The following is a 15,273-nucleotide window of genomic DNA, read 5'->3' as shown; positions in this document are numbered from 1 at the left end:
GCTCAGAAGCCCTGGTCGGAATACGGATCGGCGATGAAATTCTCGAAGCGCGTGAACTGACCGAGAAACGTCAGCCGGGTCGTTCCGATCGGGCCGTTACGCTGCTTCGCGATGATGATCTCGGCCGTGCCCTTGTCGGCCGTATCGGGATGATAGACCTCGTCGCGATAAATGAAGACGATCAGGTCGGCGTCCTGCTCGATCGAGCCGGATTCGCGCAGATCGGACATCACCGGCCGTTTGTTGGGGCGCTGCTCCAGATTGCGGTTGAGCTGCGACAGTGCGATGACCGGCACGTTCAGCTCCTTGGCCAGCGCTTTCAACGAGCGCGAGATATCGGAGATTTCGGCGGTACGGTTCTCGCCACTCCCGGGGGACTGCATCAGCTGCAGGTAGTCGAGCACGACCAGACCCAGCTGGCCGTGCTCGCGGTGCAACCGGCGGCAGCGCGCGCGAACTTCCGTGGGCGTCAGTGCCGGGGTATCGTCGATGAACATCGCCGTCTCCGCCAGGATGTTGATAGCCGACGTCATCCGCGGCCACTCGTCGTCCTCCAGCTTACCGGTACGCACCCGGTGCTGGTCGATGCGTCCCAGCGAAGACATCATGCGCATCGCCAACTGCTCGCCGGGCATTTCCATGCTGAACACCGCGACCGGCACCTTCTCGCGTATGGCCACATGCTCGGCCAGATTCATCGCGAACGTGGTCTTGCCCATGGAAGGACGGCCGGCGACGATGATCAGGTCGGAGGCCTGCATGCCCGAGGTCATCTCGTCGAAGTCGGTGAAGCCGCTGCTGACCCCGGTGATGTGTCCTTCCTGCTTGAACAGCGTGTCGATGCGATCGATCGCCTTCGCCAACAGCCCCTTGATCGAGTTGAAACCGCCCGCGCCGCGCGAGCGCTGCTCGGCGATCTGAAACACGCGCTGCTCCGCCTCCTCCAGCAGGCGCTGGATCGGGCGTTCGCCGGGCTGGTAGGCCGAATCCGCGATTTCGGTACCGACGTGGATCAGCTGGCGCAGCACCGAGCGCTCGCGCACGATGTCCGCATAGGCCGCGATATTGGCGGCACTGGGCGTCTCCTTGGCCAGCAGCGCCAGATACGCCAGCCCGCCGGCGGCTTCGAGGTCACCGACCTTTTCCATCCACTCGGACAGCGTGACCGCATCGAAGGGGGTCTGTGTCTCCGCCAGCTTCCGGATCGCACGGAAGATGGTCCGGTGTTCCTTGGTGTAGAAGTCCTCTTCCCCGACCCGGTCCGCGACGGTGTCCCAGGTTTCGTTGTCGAGCATCAAGCCGCCCAGCAGTGACTGCTCCGCCTGTACCGAGTTCGGCGGCACCCTGATGGCAGCGACCTTCCGGTCTTCCTGGTAGGCGGTATCCGTCATGTTCCTTCCCGTATCGCCGCAATCAGGCGGCTGGTCGAAAAGCCCTCGACATAGTCCAGCAACTGCACCGTCCCGCCATGCGCGAGCACGCAATCGTGCCCGGCCACCGCGCTGACGTCCCGGTAATCGCCGCCCTTGACCAGAACGTCGGGCAGGATTCGGCAAATTGCCTCGCGCGGCGTGTCGTCGTCGAAGAAACTGACCCAGTCGACGCACTCCAGCGCGGCGAGCATGTCCATGCGGTGGTCAAGACCGTTGACCGGCCGCTCTTCGCCCTTGAGTCGCCGGACCGAGGCATCGCTGTTGACCAGTACGATCAGCCGATCGCCCAAGGCTCTGGCCTGGCGCAGATAGGTCACATGTCCCGGGTGAAGGATGTCGAAACAGCCGTTGGTAGCGACGATCCGCTCGCCACGCGCCTTGGCCGCGGCCACGAGTCGCAACAATTCGTCGACGCCCACGACCCCGTGGTGCTCGGCCCGCGGACCCTCGATAGCCGTCCCCAGTTCGTCCACGCTGATCGTGGCCGTGCCGAGCTTGCCGACGACGATACCGGCTGCGAGGTTGGCGAGGCGGGTCGCATCCGCCCAGGACTGTCCGGCCGCACGGGAGGCCGCCAGCACGGACAGCACGGTATCCCCTGCCCCTGTCACATCGAAGACCTCCTTTGCGTGGGCCCGCAGATGCAGCGGCTGCCGGCCGCGCTCGAACAGCGTCATGCCGGCCTCGCCGCGAGTCACCAGCAATACCTCCAGGTCGAGTTCCTGGAGCAGCGCCGCAGCCTTCGCGCAAAACCCGGCCTCATCCTCGGAGCGACCGACGACCGCTTCGAACTCGCTCAGATTGGGCGTCAGGACGGTCGCATGGCGGTAACGACCGAAATCATTGCCCTTGGGATCCACCAGCACCGGCTTGCCGGCGCCGCGCGCCCGGGCAATCAGAATCTCGATCTGGCTCAAGGTGCCCTTCGCATAATCCGAGAGCACCACCGCGTCGGCGTCCGCCAGATCGGCGGCGAAGCGATCCAGCAGCACGCTCGGTTCCTCCGGCATCAAGGGTTCCTCGAAGTCAAGCCGGATCAGTTGTTGATGCTGGCTGATGATGCGCAGCTTGGTGATCGTCGGATGGTGCGGCAGTTGCTCCAGCCGGCAGCGCACGCCGGATCGTTCGAGCAGGCCCGCCAACGCATCGCCGGCCTCGTCGCGGCCGCGATAACCCACCAGAGTCACGGAACAGCCCAGACGGGCCAGATTCAGCGCGACATTGCCGGCGCCCCCGGCACGCTCCTCGTACTGCTGTATTCGCACGATCGGAACGGGAGCTTCCGGCGAGATGCGCGTGGCGGGCCCGAACCAGTAACGGTCCAGCATCGTATCGCCGGCGACCAGCAGGCGAGCGGTGGAGAATTCGGGGAGATTCATGAGAAAGGTGTCGAAAACGCGGCTAGCGTACCACAGCAGCAGCCGGATACGGGGCACGGCCGCACCGACCGCGCCGCCGGGTCCGCGAACCCGCGACGAGGGCATCGCTGGCCTGCGCAGCGGCTCAGCCCCCGTCTTGGAGCCGATCGAGCAGCCGTTCTACCGCACTCACCAGGGCATCCACCATCTCGTCTCCGGCCGCCAGGTGCCCGGCGTTCGGCAACATCGTCAGTTGAGCGTCCGGCAGATGGCGCTGCAAGGTCAGTGCGGCCTCGGGCGGACAAACGAGGTCGCGGCGGCCATGGATGAGGATCGCCGGACGATCCCGAACTGCAGCGCAGGCATCCAGCACCTGACCCTCCGCGACGAAGTAACGTCGGCGGGCATAGTGCAACTCGATGCGCGCGCGGTGGACCGTGGTCAATGAGACATGTTCGACGCCCTCGGCGGCGGGCCGATACGCTTCGCCCAGCGCGACGCGACTGGACCAGGCGTCCCAGTCGCGCGCCATGCGCCGCTGCGCCAGTTCGTCAGGACCATGCAGCCGGGCTTCGATTGCGGCCAGCAGATCGCTGCCTCCTCCGGGCGAAAGGCCCGCCGCCAGTTGAGCCCAGGCCTCGGGGTAAATGCGCGGGGCACCATCGCGGATGAACCACTGCAGATCCTGCTCGCGTGCCAGGAAACTTCCGCGCAGGATCAGTCCCGCGACCCGCTCCGGGTAACACTGACCATAGAGCAAGGCCAGCGCCGCTCCCCACGAGCCCCCGAACAAGATCCAACGAGGTATGTCGAGCGCGATACGGATCTGCTCGAGATCCTCGATCAAGGCCGAGGTGGTATTGTGCTCCAGCCTGCCCGACGGCAAGGAACGGCCGGCACCGCGCTGGTCCACCAACACCGCGCGGCAGCGGGCGGGATCGAAAAAACGCCGATGTTCCGCCCGACAGCCCGAACCCGGCCCGCCATGCAGGAACAGCACAGGGACGCCGTCGGGATGACCGCACTCCTCGAAATAGACCTGATGACCCTCGCGCTCCAGGGTGTGGGTCGAATAGGGCTCCAGCGGTGGATGCAGAACACGCATCGCGTGAGGAATCGGGGGTCCGAGGCCGTAATTGAAGCGAAGACTTGGGAGCGGATACTAGCCGCTGTCCGCCCCCTGACACAATGGGGTAAGGCATGCATTCGCCTTGCGGATCGCGGAGTGGCAGCCCACAAAAAAGGGGGATGTTGCCATCCCCCTTTTCGCGCTGCGATGTCGCCTGAGCTTAGAAGCCGAAGCCCAGAGTACCGCCGACCATCAGGCCGTCGATGTTGGTCTGCTTCAAAGCGACCGCACCGCCGCCGGGCAAGCGCGCGCGGTAGTTGAAGTCGCCGCCGGTGAAGTTATACCGGAAGTCGACGCCCGCCCACAGGTTTTCCCAGAGACGGTACTCGACACCTGTACCGAGCATCAGGCCGGGATTCAACACCGTGACGCCGCTGGATGGCGGGCTGATGACGTTGATCGACAGACCGAACGGGATGATCCACGGACGCAGGTTGCCGTCGAGCAGGTTGAACTTCAGCTTGGGCGAGGCGCTTATTGTCAACTGGGTCAACTGATTCTCGATCTGCAGCGGTGCCCCGACCACACTCGCCGCGTAATTTCCGACCAGAGCGTTGTAGCTGGTGCCGAAGTTCATGTACTGGAACATGACTTCGCCGTCGACCGCCATCAGGTCCGTCATGCCCCAGGTATCGTCCGTCAGGCGGTGATCGAAACCGGCACCCACGTACCAGCCGTCGCCGTTATTCGCCTCAAGCGGGCCAGGATTCAGGAGCTGATTGTTCAGCAGCAATTCGCCGTCGCGGTTGCTGGTCATGTGCGTGAAGCCGCCGCGGAAGAACAGCAGGCTCTTCGGCTTCTTGACCTTGTCCTCGTCCTGGGCCAGCTTCTGTTCGGTCTGGACCTGGCGCTGCTCGGTTTGCTCGAGGCGCTGAGCGCTCTCCTGAGCGGCTCTCTGCGACTCGGCCTTCGACGCCGCCAGTTCCGAACGGAGTGCCTGCATCTCCGCTTCCATTGAATTCAGACGGCTTTCCAGCAGTGCGGTCGAACTGGCGCTGTGTCCGTGGGCCTCGGCAGAGCCCGAAACTCCGCCCAGGACCGCGACAGAGGCGGCAATTGCGGCCGTAACGGCCGCGGTATTCTTGGTCTTTTTCATCGCTACTCCCCTCCAAACTGTTGTCACTGTTGCGGTTGCATACCAACAACAAATAGTTGTTCAGCGTTCCAACATTACCACAAAAATCATCTGTACAACAACTTGATTTCCACAGACGATCTACCGTGTCAACGAAATAAACCAAGCAAAGCGCAAGTGATTTTATATAATTGCCGGTCAATTTTGATTCGTATCGGATTTCGCGCGCGTCTGCAGCCCTCGACACCGCCCCTCAGGCGGACTTGTTCCGCTGGCGCTCTCCTCGACGGCAGTCACCCGACTGCTGCATTAAAACAACAAGGAGTCAGCGAGCCATCGGATCCCAGGACCGAACGACCGGCATACATCAAACAGGATTCAAATGGCCATCAAAAACCGTCTGCACCGGAGTGAACTGGCAGTACCCGGCAGCAACAAGCGCATGCTCGAAAAGGCACCGACGTCGGGAGCCGATATCGTGTTCCTGGATCTGGAAGACGCCGTGGCACCCGATGACAAGGCGCAAGCGCGCGCCAATATCATCGAGGCCCTGTCGATTTATGACTGGTCACGGTGCGCCGTCTCCATCCGTATCAATGGACTGGACACTCACTTCTGCTATCGCGACCTGGTCGAGATCGTCGAGGCCTGCGGTGACAAGCTCGACACGATCCTGATCCCGAAGGTCGGCAGCCCGGAGGACGTCTATTTCGTCGCGACCATGCTGTCGCAGATCGAACAGGCCAGGGGCTTCGCACCGATCAACATTCACGTGCTGATCGAGACCGCCATGGGCATGGCCAATGTCGAGGCCATCGCGCGGTGCTGCCCCGAACGCATGGAAGCTATGGTATTCGGCGTCGCCGACTATGCCGCATCGGTCCGCGCCCGCACCACTCAGATCGGGGGAGCCAACCCGGAGTACGGCATGCTGACGGACCCCAACGATGGCGGCGAGCGCTTTTTCCACTGGGGCGATCAATGGCATTTTGGCTTGTCCCGAATGGCGGCCGCCTGTCGCGCCTACGGCTTGCGCCCGATCGACGGGCCGTTCGGCGATTTCAGCGACCCCGAAGGCTTTCGCGCCGCCGCGCGCCGAGCGGCAGCGCTGGGCTGCGAGGGTAAGTGGGCGATCCATCCGTCCCAAGTGGCACTCGCCAACGAAGTCTTCACCCCGACCGAGAAGGAAGTGGACCGGGCGCACCGCATCATCGCGGCCATGCAGCAAGCCGCTCGGGAAGGCAAAGGCGCCGTGTCACTCGACGGGCGACTGATCGACGCGGCCTCGATCCGCATGGCCGAAAACGTCGTCACCCAGATAAATCAGATCGAATCCCGCCGGAACGTCCAGTAAGCCCGCGGAAGACTCGAACGCCGATCCGCCGGTACACCCGCGGCGCAAATGCAATCGATCAGGAGAGCACACCGTGAACATCCATGAGTATCAGGCCAAAGAACTGCTGAAAACCTACGGCGTTCCCGTCCCCTTGGGCGGAGTGGCCTACTCGGACAAACAGGCGGCCAACGTCGCCGAAGAAATCAGCGGCGACCGCTGGGTCGTCAAGGCGCAGATCCATGCCGGCGGCCGTGGCAAAGCCGGCGGCGTCCGGCTGGCCCATTCGATCGGCGAGGTCCGGCAAGCGGCAGACAACATGCTGGGCCGTCGGCTCGTGACCCATCAAACCGGTCCCGGGGGGTCTTTGGTCCAGCGCATCTGGATCGAGCAAGCCAGCGACATCGCCAAGGAATACTACCTCGGCTTCGTGATCGACCGCGGCTCTCAGCGCATCACGATGATCGCCTCCTCCGAAGGGGGTATGGACATTGAGGAAGTCAACCGGACGCACCCGGAAAAAGTGATCAAGGAGACGGTCGATCCGGCCATCGGGCTGCGCGACTTCCAGTGCCGCAAGGTGGCCGCCGCCATGGGCCTGCGCGGCAAGCTGATGCCGCAGGCCGTCAAGATCATGAAGGCCATCTATCGCTGTATCCGCGACAAGGATGCGTTGTTGGCGGAAATCAATCCGCTCGCAGTCAACAGCAATGACCAGCTCGTCGCACTGGACGCCAAAATCACCTTCGACGACAACGCGCTGTATCGCCAGCACCAGATCAATGAAATGCGCGACTTCGACGAGGAAGACCCGAAAGAGGTCGAAGCGTCCGGCCACGGTCTGAATTACATTGCGCTGGACGGCAGCATCGGCTGCATCGTCAACGGCGCGGGGCTGGCGATGGCCACCATGGATGCAATCACACTGCACGGCGGACGGCCGGCCAATTTCCTCGATGTCGGCGGCGGCGCCTCTCCAGAGAAGGTAACCAATGCCTGCCGCATCGTATTGCAGGACCCGAATGTCAAGGCGATCCTGGTCAATATTTTCGCCGGCATCAATCGCTGCGACTGGATCGCCAAGGGCCTGATCCAGGCCATGGAAAGCCTCAACATCACCGCTCCGATGGTCGTTCGGCTGGCCGGAACGAACGTCGAGGCCGGCCGGGAACTCCTCGAGAGTTCAGGGCTTTCGTTCATCACCGCACAAAACCTCGACGACGCCGCCGCGAAGGCTGTCGCTGCTGCCCAGGACTAAACCATGAGCGTATTCGTCAACAAGGATTCCAAGGTCATCTTCCAGGGCTTTACCGGCGAGCACGCCACCTTCCATGCTCAGGATGCGATCAAGATCGGCACCCAGGTCGTCGGCGGCGTCACGCCGGGCAAAGGCGGCACCCGCCACCTGGGCCTGCCGGTATTCGATACCGTCGCGTCAGCCGTCAGGGAGACGGGTGCCGATGTCTCGGGAGTCTTCGTACCGCCGCCATTCGCCGTAGACGCTGTGATGGAAGCCATCGATGCCGGCATCAAGGTTGTCGTCGTCATCGCCGACGGCGTGCCCGTGCAGGACATGGTCCGGTTGCAGCGGTACCGGGAAGGGAAGGACTGCATCGTGATCGGCCCCAACACACCGGGTATCATCACACCGGGCGAATGCAAGGTCGGCATCATGCCCGCGAATATCTACAAGAGGGGCCGGATCGGTGTCGTATCGCGCTCCGGCACCTTGAACTATGAGGCCACAGAACAGATGTCGGCACTCGGCCTCGGCCAGAGTTCCTCGGTCGGGATCGGCGGCGACCCCGTCAACGGCACGGATTTTGTCACCGTACTGCGCGCCTTCGAAGCGGATCCTGACACCGATTTGATCGTCATGATCGGTGAGATCGGCGGACCGCAAGAGGTGGCGGCGGCCCAGTGGGCGAAAGCCAACATGACGAAACCCATCGTCGGCTTCGTGGCTGGCGTCTCGTCGCCGCCCGGGCGCCGGATGGGCCACGCGGGGGCCATCATCGCCGGCACTTCCGACACGGCCAACGCCAAGATGGATGCAATGGAGGAGTTGGGGCTGTATGTGGCGCGCAATCCCGCACACATCGGCCAGGCCGTCATGCGCGCACTCACGGAAAGCGGCATCAAGTACTGACGATAACGCGCATCCGTCACTCCCCTGCCCCTGTACGTAGCCTGTTGCCGAGCGAGATCTTCCCGATGAAGCAGATCACCCCCACCCAGTTGCACCAGTACTTGCAGTCGGATGATAAACGTTCCGTCGTCTTGCTCGACGTTCGGGAACCGCTGGAATTTCGGCATGCCCACATCGCGGGTAGTGTCCATATCCCGATGCAGGAGGTTCCGCGGCGTCTGACCGAACTCAGTCCTGACGCGGAGATTGTCGTGATCTGCCACCATGGCATGCGCAGCGCCCAGGTCGCAGGATTCCTCGAGGGACGCGGGTTCAGCAACGTAACCAACCTGAGCGGGGGCATCGATGCGTGGTCGGTGCAGGTCGATCCCAGTCTGCCCCGCTACTAGCCACGGACGGTGATCGCCGTCATCCAGCGTGTGACCCGCGCCTCCGTCGACGTGGCCGATGAACGCATCGCGACCATCGGCCGGGGCATGCTGGCTCTCGTCGCTGTCGAAAAGGGCGACGGGGAAGCGCAGGTGGAGCGGTTGGCCGAGCGGTTGCTCGGCTATCGTGTCTTCCCCGACCCGGAAGGACGGATGAACCTGAGTCTTGACGAAATCGGCGGTGAACTGCTGCTGGTTTCGCAATTCACTTTGGCCGCCGACACGGCAAAAGGTCGGCGGCCGAGCTTCACCCCGGCAGCAGAACCGGCACTCGGTGCAGCGCTGTTCAGCGCGCTGGTCGACGAATGCCGGCGGCACCTCGGCGAAGGGCGCGTTGCCCGTGGCCGCTTCGGCGCGGACATGCTCGTCTCGCTGGTCAACGATGGTCCCGTTACGTTCATCCTGAAGGCAACTTAAACCGCAGTACCCCCGCTCCACTGCCGCGTGCGTTGCCAGGGGCTGGAATGCCGGGAGCGGCCACCTCCAGAAGAAACGGGTAAGCGAAAGGCTGGTGGTTGGCGAAACGATGGCGGGCCGTCGCGGTAATGCGAGGCCAGATGTGATGCGCGCTAAATACCGCCCCTGCGCGACAAACACAGCGCGCCGGGCCACGCTGTATGGCAGCGGCTCAGGATAGGTGGACTGGAATCGTGATCGCCCTTCGCGGGTCCGGCAGGGCGATGCGGATGGCGTGGGCCAATGGGACTTGCCGGAGAAAGGTTTGTTGCAGGGCTGACGTTTATCACCAGCTCTGCAACAAACCCGAATAGTTGCTCCTCCTGAACTTTCGTTCCATTGCTGCATTTCATGAGGCGCGGGGCCCAGATTTGCAGCCTGCTTCTTATTATTGTTGTTTGCGGGTTTTCTTATTGTTTTTTGTAATCGAAAAAGCCGAGCTGGCCTACTACTTGTTTCTCATGATCTGGCGCTCGACCTCAGCTTTCGTCTCTTCGAAAGCCTTGACCGGAACGCTTTCCATCTCGCGGCTCTTCAGCAGAAACACGAGCACGACAGCCAGAGCAATGATGCCGCCGATGTAGAGCCAGAAATTGTCTTTTTCGTTTTCCATTCTTGTACCTCAACAGAACGCAGATCATTCCACTAGTTCAGCCCACCGGTAGGGCAGGACTAGCACCAAACGCGGTCCTTGACCGCGTAGCGTTGACCGGGAAACGAGACGCTAGCTTCCCAATCACCGCGATTATTCTAATTGCGGTTGACAGACATGTTCAACACCGCAGGGAATTTTTTCTCGTATTTTTCGTATCGCACCCGCCGAGTCGGCGCGATCGCGTGGGAGAGAGCCCTTTACAGCCGCATGATTGCTCTTTCGAAACAGCGGGTTATGCACGAACGACAGCCAGACCGCCAGTACTCTCAGAATGCGGCAGCGAAACCCAGCATCCCTATGGTGGACGGCGTGGACGCCGTGGTGCCGCCGCTCATCTGGCCATAGATCGCCAGTCGCTGATCGACGGTCCAGATGAAACCCAGACCCACCGCGTTCTGTTTGGCTTCACCCAGTTGGGCTGACGTGACGCGGACGTTAGGCAGGCGGGGCAACGTCATCGCGTTGTAGAAGCCGTGCACGAACAGCGCAAGGTCCTCGACGAAAAAATCCCGCTGCAAGGCCCACTGGAAGCTCTCCTCCCAGACGTTCTCGCCGGATGCACTCTGCATACGTGTGGCGCCCAGGTTGTATTCGAGATCGATCTCGAATGGCAGAGATTGGTCAAAATTGAGGGTGATCGACGGCTGCGTGCCGCCGTTGAAGGGGCGACTGCCGAACCACTGTGTCTGCAGATAGGCTTCGGCTGCGGCAGCCGGCAGGTACCAGTCCGGCTTTTCGGTCCACAGCTGGATCTTCGTATCGAAAGCAATCGGCGCGAAGCCCCAGGCCGATGCCGCACCGCCGGACCAGCTCACGCCATTGCCGAAAATGCGGAACTCGACATCGTCGGTCAAGCCATAGCGCAGGAGAAACTCGGCGTTGTATTGGGCGGGCGCGCCTTCCGCGCTGCCGTAGTAGGTCAGGGGCGAGACCTCGACGTAGGCCCGACCGGCCGGAAGCGTGAACGCGCTATTCGGAAAATTGGCGAGATCAGGCCCCGGATTGGCGATATCGACCCGCTGGCGCCAGAGCGCGATATTCTCGGCCAGGCGCGCTCGCGAACGGTCGTAGCGCCCGCGAAAAAAACCTTCCTCGAGTCGCTCTGCCTGCGCGTGCGCAAAGCGGCGCAGCGGCACCTCATCGCTGCCGGCCCTCGGCTGAATGGCGCCACGACCGGTCGGACCCGAGGTCTGTGCGATCGCCCCGCCCGGCAGGCCGGTACCCTGTTGGCTGAAGAAGGCATCGCTCAGCCGGCCCGCCTGGCGGTGAGCGAGTGCGTGCACGCGTCCGCTGAACCGTTTAAGTTCTTGCATCGCATCATCGGGAGTCGGCCTGACAGTCTGACGCTGGCGCGACGAACTCGCAGGAAACGTCCTGGGGTTGGCTTGCATGGCGCCCCGCAAGCGATACGAGGGACCGGTATGTGGCAGCGTTCGGCTCTCTGCGGCACGCTCAGCTGCCGCGCCGTCCACGACCGCGGACATCAGCCCGGCGACCAACACGCTGGCCCACCGGAATGTACGCCGAAACTTACGATCACGACACGCAACCCCCGGATCCGCGCTGGCGCCGGCAATACAGCCCGAGGTCATTGGATCAGCGGTATCTCGATGGCTGTTTCGGCGCTGACCGCGGCATGAATTTTCTCTTCAATCTGATAGTAACGTGCCACCTTCCGGGCTGGCAGCACTTTCTGGAAAGACGGCAGATACTGGCGCATTAGCCGGATCCGGCGCTCTTCGTGCTGCAGCAGTTCCTTGGTGTACTCGAGTGCCAGCGCATCCGTCATGGCCGCATAGTCGCGACCGTAGTTTCTAAGGTGCTCCTCGCGATCGCTCTGCAGCGCCCGCCACTCGCTCTGCAGACGTTCGTACAGCGGCCAGAAGCCCGAGGCTTCGGCCGTGCTGAGCTGCAGAAAATCGCCTACCAGTTGCCGCTTGTCGGCCTGGTCGGCCAAACCCTCTGGTCCCATCACGGGAGCGGCGGACACCTTTGAGCCGGCCTCGATGACGAACACCAGTAACGCGGTCACCCCTCGCCGCATGGCCACTCCTGTCTTGAATCATCACCGTGCCGCGCTGGCAGCCACACCGCAGCATGCGAACGGCACCTGTCCCGAAGGTTCGCCGAAAATACCGGCGGATGCAAGCCATCGAGCCCTGCCACCGTGCGGGGATCCTCCTGTCATCAAGCTGACACACATCGTGATGATACTGAGCGCGCTTGAAGACCCCGTCTGCGCGGCATTGACAAGGAGAGCGTGACAACGCCGACAGCAGACCGAACGAACCCTGATCTGACAGCGGAGCCCCCCGTGTACGAGAAGCGCGTCATCGAAACCAGCGACAGCTTTTGCTGCGAAATCTCCTACAAGACACGCCAGGAACCTGAATCGGCCATGCCCCGGATTCGTTACCGGCACGTCAGCCACTTCATGCAGGCGCTGCAAGCGGTCGTGATCGTGCTGGGAGTGCTATAGTCCCGACAGCGACCGACACCAACCCGGCGATCGCGGCATCCGCAAGCCGGCGCCCTGACCGCAAGCAATTCCCTACCTTTCCGCGTTAGAATACGGGCGTTTCCGGCCACCTTCGGTGTGTGTTCGCCCATGTGTCTCGCGATCCCGATGCAGATTGTCCAAATCGACGGGCACAATGCCGTCTGCAGTGTGCAGGGTGTCAGACGGGAAGTCAGCCTCTCTCTCGTTCAGGATCAGGCCCTCGCCGTCGGCGATTTCGTGCTGGTGCATGTCGGCTATGCGATCCAGACGCTCACGCCCGAAGAGGCGCAAGCCTCGCTCGATCTGTTTGACGAACTGATGACGGCGGACGCCGTCGACGCCGAGTGATCGTCGTATGCATGAGCTGTCGCTCTGCGAGGATATCATCGAACAGCTGACTGCCCTCACGCGGCAGCATGGCGCGAAAGCGGTCGCGCGGGTCTCGGTTCGGATCGGCGCCCTGGCCGGGGTCGAACCCCTGTTGCTGGAACACGCTTTCCGCAGTGCCTGCATCGACACCGTCGCCGAGCGGGCCGAGTTCCATACCGAGTGGGTAAAGACCCGTGTGAGCTGCCTTGCATGTGGCATGCATGCCGAAACAACCCCGAACGATTTGCGCTGTCCCGCGTGCGGCAGCCACGATACGAAACTGACGCGCGGCGAGGAATTGACGCTGGCGTCGGTCGAGTTGCTCGTTCCCGAACCCGAACCCGATCCCGTTTCGCTGGACCGCGTCCCTGCGCCAAGAGGTCACTAGCATGTGCAATACCTGCGGCTGTAACCTGACCCCCGGCAACCGCCACTTGCTGCATCCGCTTGCCCAGCCGTCCAAGGCGGCCGCAGGCCCCGAAAAGATCCTCGGCGAGCTGCTCGCCGCGAACCGCCGCCAGGCCGAGGCTAACCGCGCCCGACTCGACGCCCACGGCATCCTGACGATCAACCTGATGTCCTCGCCGGGGTCGGGCAAAACGGCGCTCCTGGAAGCGACGATCAGAAGCCTGCCGACGGGACTGCGAATTGCCGTCATCGAAGGCGACCTCGAAACCGAGAACGATGCCGAACGCATCCGCGCCCTCGGCGTGACGGCCCACCAGATTACCACCGGCACCGCGTGCCACCTCGACGCGCACCTCGTCGCACTCGGCCTGGATCAACTCGATCTGGACGCGATCGACATCCTGTTCATCGAGAACGTCGGGAATCTGGTCTGCCCGGCCAGCTTCGATCTCGGCCACCATCGCAATGTCACCCTGCTATCGGTCACCGAAGGCGACGACAAGCCGGCAAAGTATCCGGTCATGTTCCGTGCCGCCGACCTCATGCTGATCACGAAGAGCGATCTGCTGCCCCATCTGCCCGAGTTTTCGCCCGCGCGCGCGGAGACCTACCTGCGCCGGCTGGCGCGCGATGCGGAAGTAATCACCGTGTCGGCGAAAGCTGGCGATGGGATACCCCTTTGGCACGAATGGCTCGCTCGCGAGCGAAGTCACTACCACGAACTGCGCCGGCAGCAACGGAGCCTGCACCCCCGTATCCAGCCCGACGGCGCGCGGCTGCACACCTCGGCCACACCCGATATTCGCTTCGTCCCCGTCGCTGCGGGCATGGCCCCGGGCCGGGCCGGCCCATGAGCACCGCGCGCGATCAGTTGGCCGCCATCCGCGCGCTCCCGCTGTCCGGCCCGGTGCGGATCATGAACGTCTGTGGCGGACATGAGCGGACGATTTCGATGGCCGGTCTGCGCACGGCGCTTCCCAACGACATTCGGCTGATACCGGGGCCCGGATGTCCGGTCTGCATCTGCCCGGAGGAGGACATCTATCAGGCGATCCGGCTCGCACTGGACGAACGGGTCATCCTGGCCAGTTTCGGGGACATGCTGAGAGTTCCGGTCAACGTACCGCGCGGCGCGGTCCGCTCGCTGGATCAGGCGCGCGCGGCAGGCGGCGACGTGCAACCGATCGCATCACCGCGGGATGCCGTCCGTATCGCCCGTGAGCACCCGGGGCGGCCGGTGGTGTTCCATGCCGTCGGCTTCGAGACGACCTTGGGACCGATCGCCGCCATGATCGAGGAAGGCCTCCCCGACAATCTGTCGCTTTTGGTCAGTGGGCGTCTCACATGGCCCGCGGTGGCGATGCTGCTGGAGTCCGGGCAACCGGGTTTCGACGCGCTGATCGCGCCCGGTCATGTGTCGACCCTGATGGGCCCGGAAGAATGGACCTTCGTACCGGAGCACCACGGCCTACCGACCGCCGTCGCCGGCTTCACCCCGGAGAGTATCGTCGCAGCGACGCTGTCAGTGCTGACGCAACGTCTGGAAGGGCGCGCCGTGCTGGACAACTGCTATTCCGCAGCGCGCCCGGGTGGGAACACGGTCGCCCGCGCCGCGCTCGAGCGCTGCTTCGACATCGTTCCCGCAATCTGGCGCGGCATCGGCTCCATCCCCGGATCGGGTTTCGCGTTGAAGCCGCATCTGGCCACACACGACGCCCGACAGCGTTTTCCCGGCTACGCTGACGAGGCGCGGAGGAACGCCGGCGCCATGCCGCCGGGCTGCGACTGCGCCCGCGTCGTGCTCGGCAAGATCCTGCCCTCGGAGTGCCGCATCTACGGCTCGCCGTGCACGCCACGGGCTCCGGTGGGTCCGTGCATGGTCTCGGACGAGGGCGCCTGCCGGATCTGGTGGTCCAGCGGGATTCGGGAGCGCTCTACGGAGCGACGCGCGGACTCAGCCGCCGCCCTGGCCTGACGCAC

The 15,273-nt window shown here is 63.4% G+C and carries 17 protein-coding genes; 10 read left to right on the top strand and 7 right to left on the bottom strand.

All coding sequences use genetic code 11. The features are described from left to right. Positions 1–2: 2 nt before the first annotated feature. The 4 genes from dnaB to ACW73L_RS00835 form a co-directional block, all read right to left on the bottom strand. Complete coding sequence (dnaB, locus tag ACW73L_RS00850) at positions 3–1,391, bottom strand: replicative DNA helicase (protein WP_498919419.1); 1,389 nt, start codon at positions 1,389–1,391, stop codon at positions 3–5. Then, positions 1,388–2,812: a bifunctional D-glycero-beta-D-manno-heptose-7-phosphate kinase/D-glycero-beta-D-manno-heptose 1-phosphate adenylyltransferase HldE gene (hldE, locus tag ACW73L_RS00845; protein ID WP_498919418.1), complete on the bottom strand. Its 1,425-nt coding sequence runs from the start codon at positions 2,810–2,812 to the stop codon at positions 1,388–1,390. Before hldE ends, dnaB begins: the two co-directional genes overlap by 4 nt. 124 nt (positions 2,813–2,936) lie before the next feature. Continuing rightward, positions 2,937–3,896: a prolyl aminopeptidase gene (gene pip, locus ACW73L_RS00840; protein WP_498919417.1), complete on the bottom strand. Its 960-nt coding sequence runs from the start codon at positions 3,894–3,896 to the stop codon at positions 2,937–2,939. Positions 3,897–4,080: 184 nt separating this feature from the next. Beyond that, positions 4,081–5,016, bottom strand: a complete 936-nt coding sequence (locus ACW73L_RS00835) for a hypothetical protein (RefSeq protein WP_498919416.1) — start codon at positions 5,014–5,016, stop codon at positions 4,081–4,083. Positions 5,017–5,377: 361 nt separating this feature from the next. On the opposite strand from ACW73L_RS00835, the gene ACW73L_RS00830 reads away from it, so the two are divergent. The 5 genes from ACW73L_RS00830 (at position 5,378) to dtd (ending at position 9,322) form a co-directional block, all read left to right on the top strand. After that, on the top strand, positions 5,378–6,349 hold the full coding sequence (locus ACW73L_RS00830) for an HpcH/HpaI aldolase/citrate lyase family protein (RefSeq protein ID WP_498919415.1): 972 nt from the start codon (positions 5,378–5,380) through the stop codon (positions 6,347–6,349). Positions 6,350–6,422: 73 nt separating this feature from the next. Continuing rightward, positions 6,423–7,586, top strand: a complete 1,164-nt coding sequence (gene sucC / locus ACW73L_RS00825) for an ADP-forming succinate--CoA ligase subunit beta (RefSeq protein WP_129882553.1) — start codon at positions 6,423–6,425, stop codon at positions 7,584–7,586. Between the two features lie 3 nt (positions 7,587–7,589). Next, the gene (sucD, locus tag ACW73L_RS00820) at positions 7,590–8,477 is read left to right on the top strand and encodes a succinate--CoA ligase subunit alpha (protein WP_129882554.1); all 888 of its coding nucleotides are present in this window, start codon (positions 7,590–7,592) and stop codon (positions 8,475–8,477) included. A 65-nt stretch (positions 8,478–8,542) separates the two neighbouring features. Beyond that, the gene (locus ACW73L_RS00815; protein WP_498919414.1) at positions 8,543–8,866 is read left to right on the top strand and encodes a rhodanese-like domain-containing protein; all 324 of its coding nucleotides are present in this window, start codon (positions 8,543–8,545) and stop codon (positions 8,864–8,866) included. 9 nt (positions 8,867–8,875) lie between these two features. Beyond that, entirely contained in the window at positions 8,876–9,322 is a 447-nt protein-coding gene (gene dtd / locus ACW73L_RS00810; RefSeq protein ID WP_129882556.1) for a D-aminoacyl-tRNA deacylase, read from the top strand. Positions 9,323–9,809: 487 nt separating this feature from the next. On the opposite strand, the gene ACW73L_RS00805 is transcribed toward dtd, so the two are convergent. The 3 genes from ACW73L_RS00805 to ACW73L_RS00795 form a co-directional block, all read right to left on the bottom strand. After that, a complete protein-coding gene (locus ACW73L_RS00805) occupies positions 9,810–9,974 on the bottom strand; it encodes a hypothetical protein (protein WP_165370064.1) in 165 nt (54 codons plus the stop codon). Positions 9,975–10,282: 308 nt separating this feature from the next. Continuing rightward, complete coding sequence (locus tag ACW73L_RS00800; protein ID WP_498919413.1) at positions 10,283–11,329, bottom strand: transporter; 1,047 nt, start codon at positions 11,327–11,329, stop codon at positions 10,283–10,285. A 275-nt stretch (positions 11,330–11,604) separates the two neighbouring features. Further along, on the bottom strand, positions 11,605–12,060 hold the full coding sequence (locus ACW73L_RS00795; protein ID WP_498919412.1) for a hypothetical protein: 456 nt from the start codon (positions 12,058–12,060) through the stop codon (positions 11,605–11,607). A gap of 270 nt (positions 12,061–12,330) precedes the next feature. Here ACW73L_RS00795 and ACW73L_RS00790 point away from each other — a divergent pair, with 270 nt between their 5' ends. The 5 genes from ACW73L_RS00790 (at position 12,331) to hypD (ending at position 15,268) form a co-directional block, all read left to right on the top strand. After that, positions 12,331–12,495: a hypothetical protein gene (locus tag ACW73L_RS00790; protein WP_498919411.1), complete on the top strand. Its 165-nt coding sequence runs from the start codon at positions 12,331–12,333 to the stop codon at positions 12,493–12,495. 129 nt (positions 12,496–12,624) lie between these two features. Beyond that, a complete protein-coding gene (locus tag ACW73L_RS00785; RefSeq protein ID WP_498919410.1) occupies positions 12,625–12,864 on the top strand; it encodes a HypC/HybG/HupF family hydrogenase formation chaperone in 240 nt (79 codons plus the stop codon). A gap of 7 nt (positions 12,865–12,871) precedes the next feature. Next, positions 12,872–13,273, top strand: a complete 402-nt coding sequence (gene hypA / locus ACW73L_RS00780; RefSeq protein ID WP_498919408.1) for a hydrogenase maturation nickel metallochaperone HypA — start codon at positions 12,872–12,874, stop codon at positions 13,271–13,273. 1 nt (position 13,274) lies between these two features. Further along, entirely contained in the window at positions 13,275–14,147 is an 873-nt protein-coding gene (hypB, locus tag ACW73L_RS00775; protein ID WP_498919406.1) for a hydrogenase nickel incorporation protein HypB, read from the top strand. Next, positions 14,144–15,268: a hydrogenase formation protein HypD gene (gene hypD / locus ACW73L_RS00770; protein ID WP_498919404.1), complete on the top strand. Its 1,125-nt coding sequence runs from the start codon at positions 14,144–14,146 to the stop codon at positions 15,266–15,268. The genes hypB and hypD overlap by 4 nt, the downstream gene beginning before the upstream one ends. Positions 15,269–15,273: the final 5 nt, after the last annotated feature.

The organism is Methylolobus aquaticus, from assembly GCF_054172105.1.
This window is presented reverse-complemented; position numbering and strand designations above follow the sequence as displayed.

What these genes read in the sequence shown, in the direction of transcription:
- dnaB (WP_498919419.1), bottom strand. Translation starts at nt 1,391, where the DNA reads ATGACGGATACCGCCTACCAGGAAGACCGGAAGGTCGCTGCCATCAGG.
- hldE (WP_498919418.1), bottom strand. Translation starts at nt 2,812, where the DNA reads ATGAATCTCCCCGAATTCTCCACCGCTCGCCTGCTGGTCGCCGGCGAT.
- pip (WP_498919417.1), bottom strand. Translation starts at nt 3,896, where the DNA reads ATGCGTGTTCTGCATCCACCGCTGGAGCCCTATTCGACCCACACCCTG.
- ACW73L_RS00835 (WP_498919416.1), bottom strand. Translation starts at nt 5,016, where the DNA reads ATGAAAAAGACCAAGAATACCGCGGCCGTTACGGCCGCAATTGCCGCC.
- ACW73L_RS00830 (WP_498919415.1), top strand. Translation starts at nt 5,378, where the DNA reads ATGGCCATCAAAAACCGTCTGCACCGGAGTGAACTGGCAGTACCCGGC.
- sucD (WP_129882554.1), top strand. Translation starts at nt 7,590, where the DNA reads ATGAGCGTATTCGTCAACAAGGATTCCAAGGTCATCTTCCAGGGCTTT.
- ACW73L_RS00815 (WP_498919414.1), top strand. Translation starts at nt 8,543, where the DNA reads ATGAAGCAGATCACCCCCACCCAGTTGCACCAGTACTTGCAGTCGGAT.
- ACW73L_RS00805 (WP_165370064.1), bottom strand. Translation starts at nt 9,974, where the DNA reads ATGGAAAACGAAAAAGACAATTTCTGGCTCTACATCGGCGGCATCATT.
- ACW73L_RS00800 (WP_498919413.1), bottom strand. Translation starts at nt 11,329, where the DNA reads ATGCAAGAACTTAAACGGTTCAGCGGACGCGTGCACGCACTCGCTCAC.
- ACW73L_RS00795 (WP_498919412.1), bottom strand. Translation starts at nt 12,060, where the DNA reads ATGCGGCGAGGGGTGACCGCGTTACTGGTGTTCGTCATCGAGGCCGGC.
- ACW73L_RS00785 (WP_498919410.1), top strand. Translation starts at nt 12,625, where the DNA reads ATGTGTCTCGCGATCCCGATGCAGATTGTCCAAATCGACGGGCACAAT.
- hypA (WP_498919408.1), top strand. Translation starts at nt 12,872, where the DNA reads ATGCATGAGCTGTCGCTCTGCGAGGATATCATCGAACAGCTGACTGCC.
- hypB (WP_498919406.1), top strand. Translation starts at nt 13,275, where the DNA reads ATGTGCAATACCTGCGGCTGTAACCTGACCCCCGGCAACCGCCACTTG.
- hypD (WP_498919404.1), top strand. Translation starts at nt 14,144, where the DNA reads ATGAGCACCGCGCGCGATCAGTTGGCCGCCATCCGCGCGCTCCCGCTG.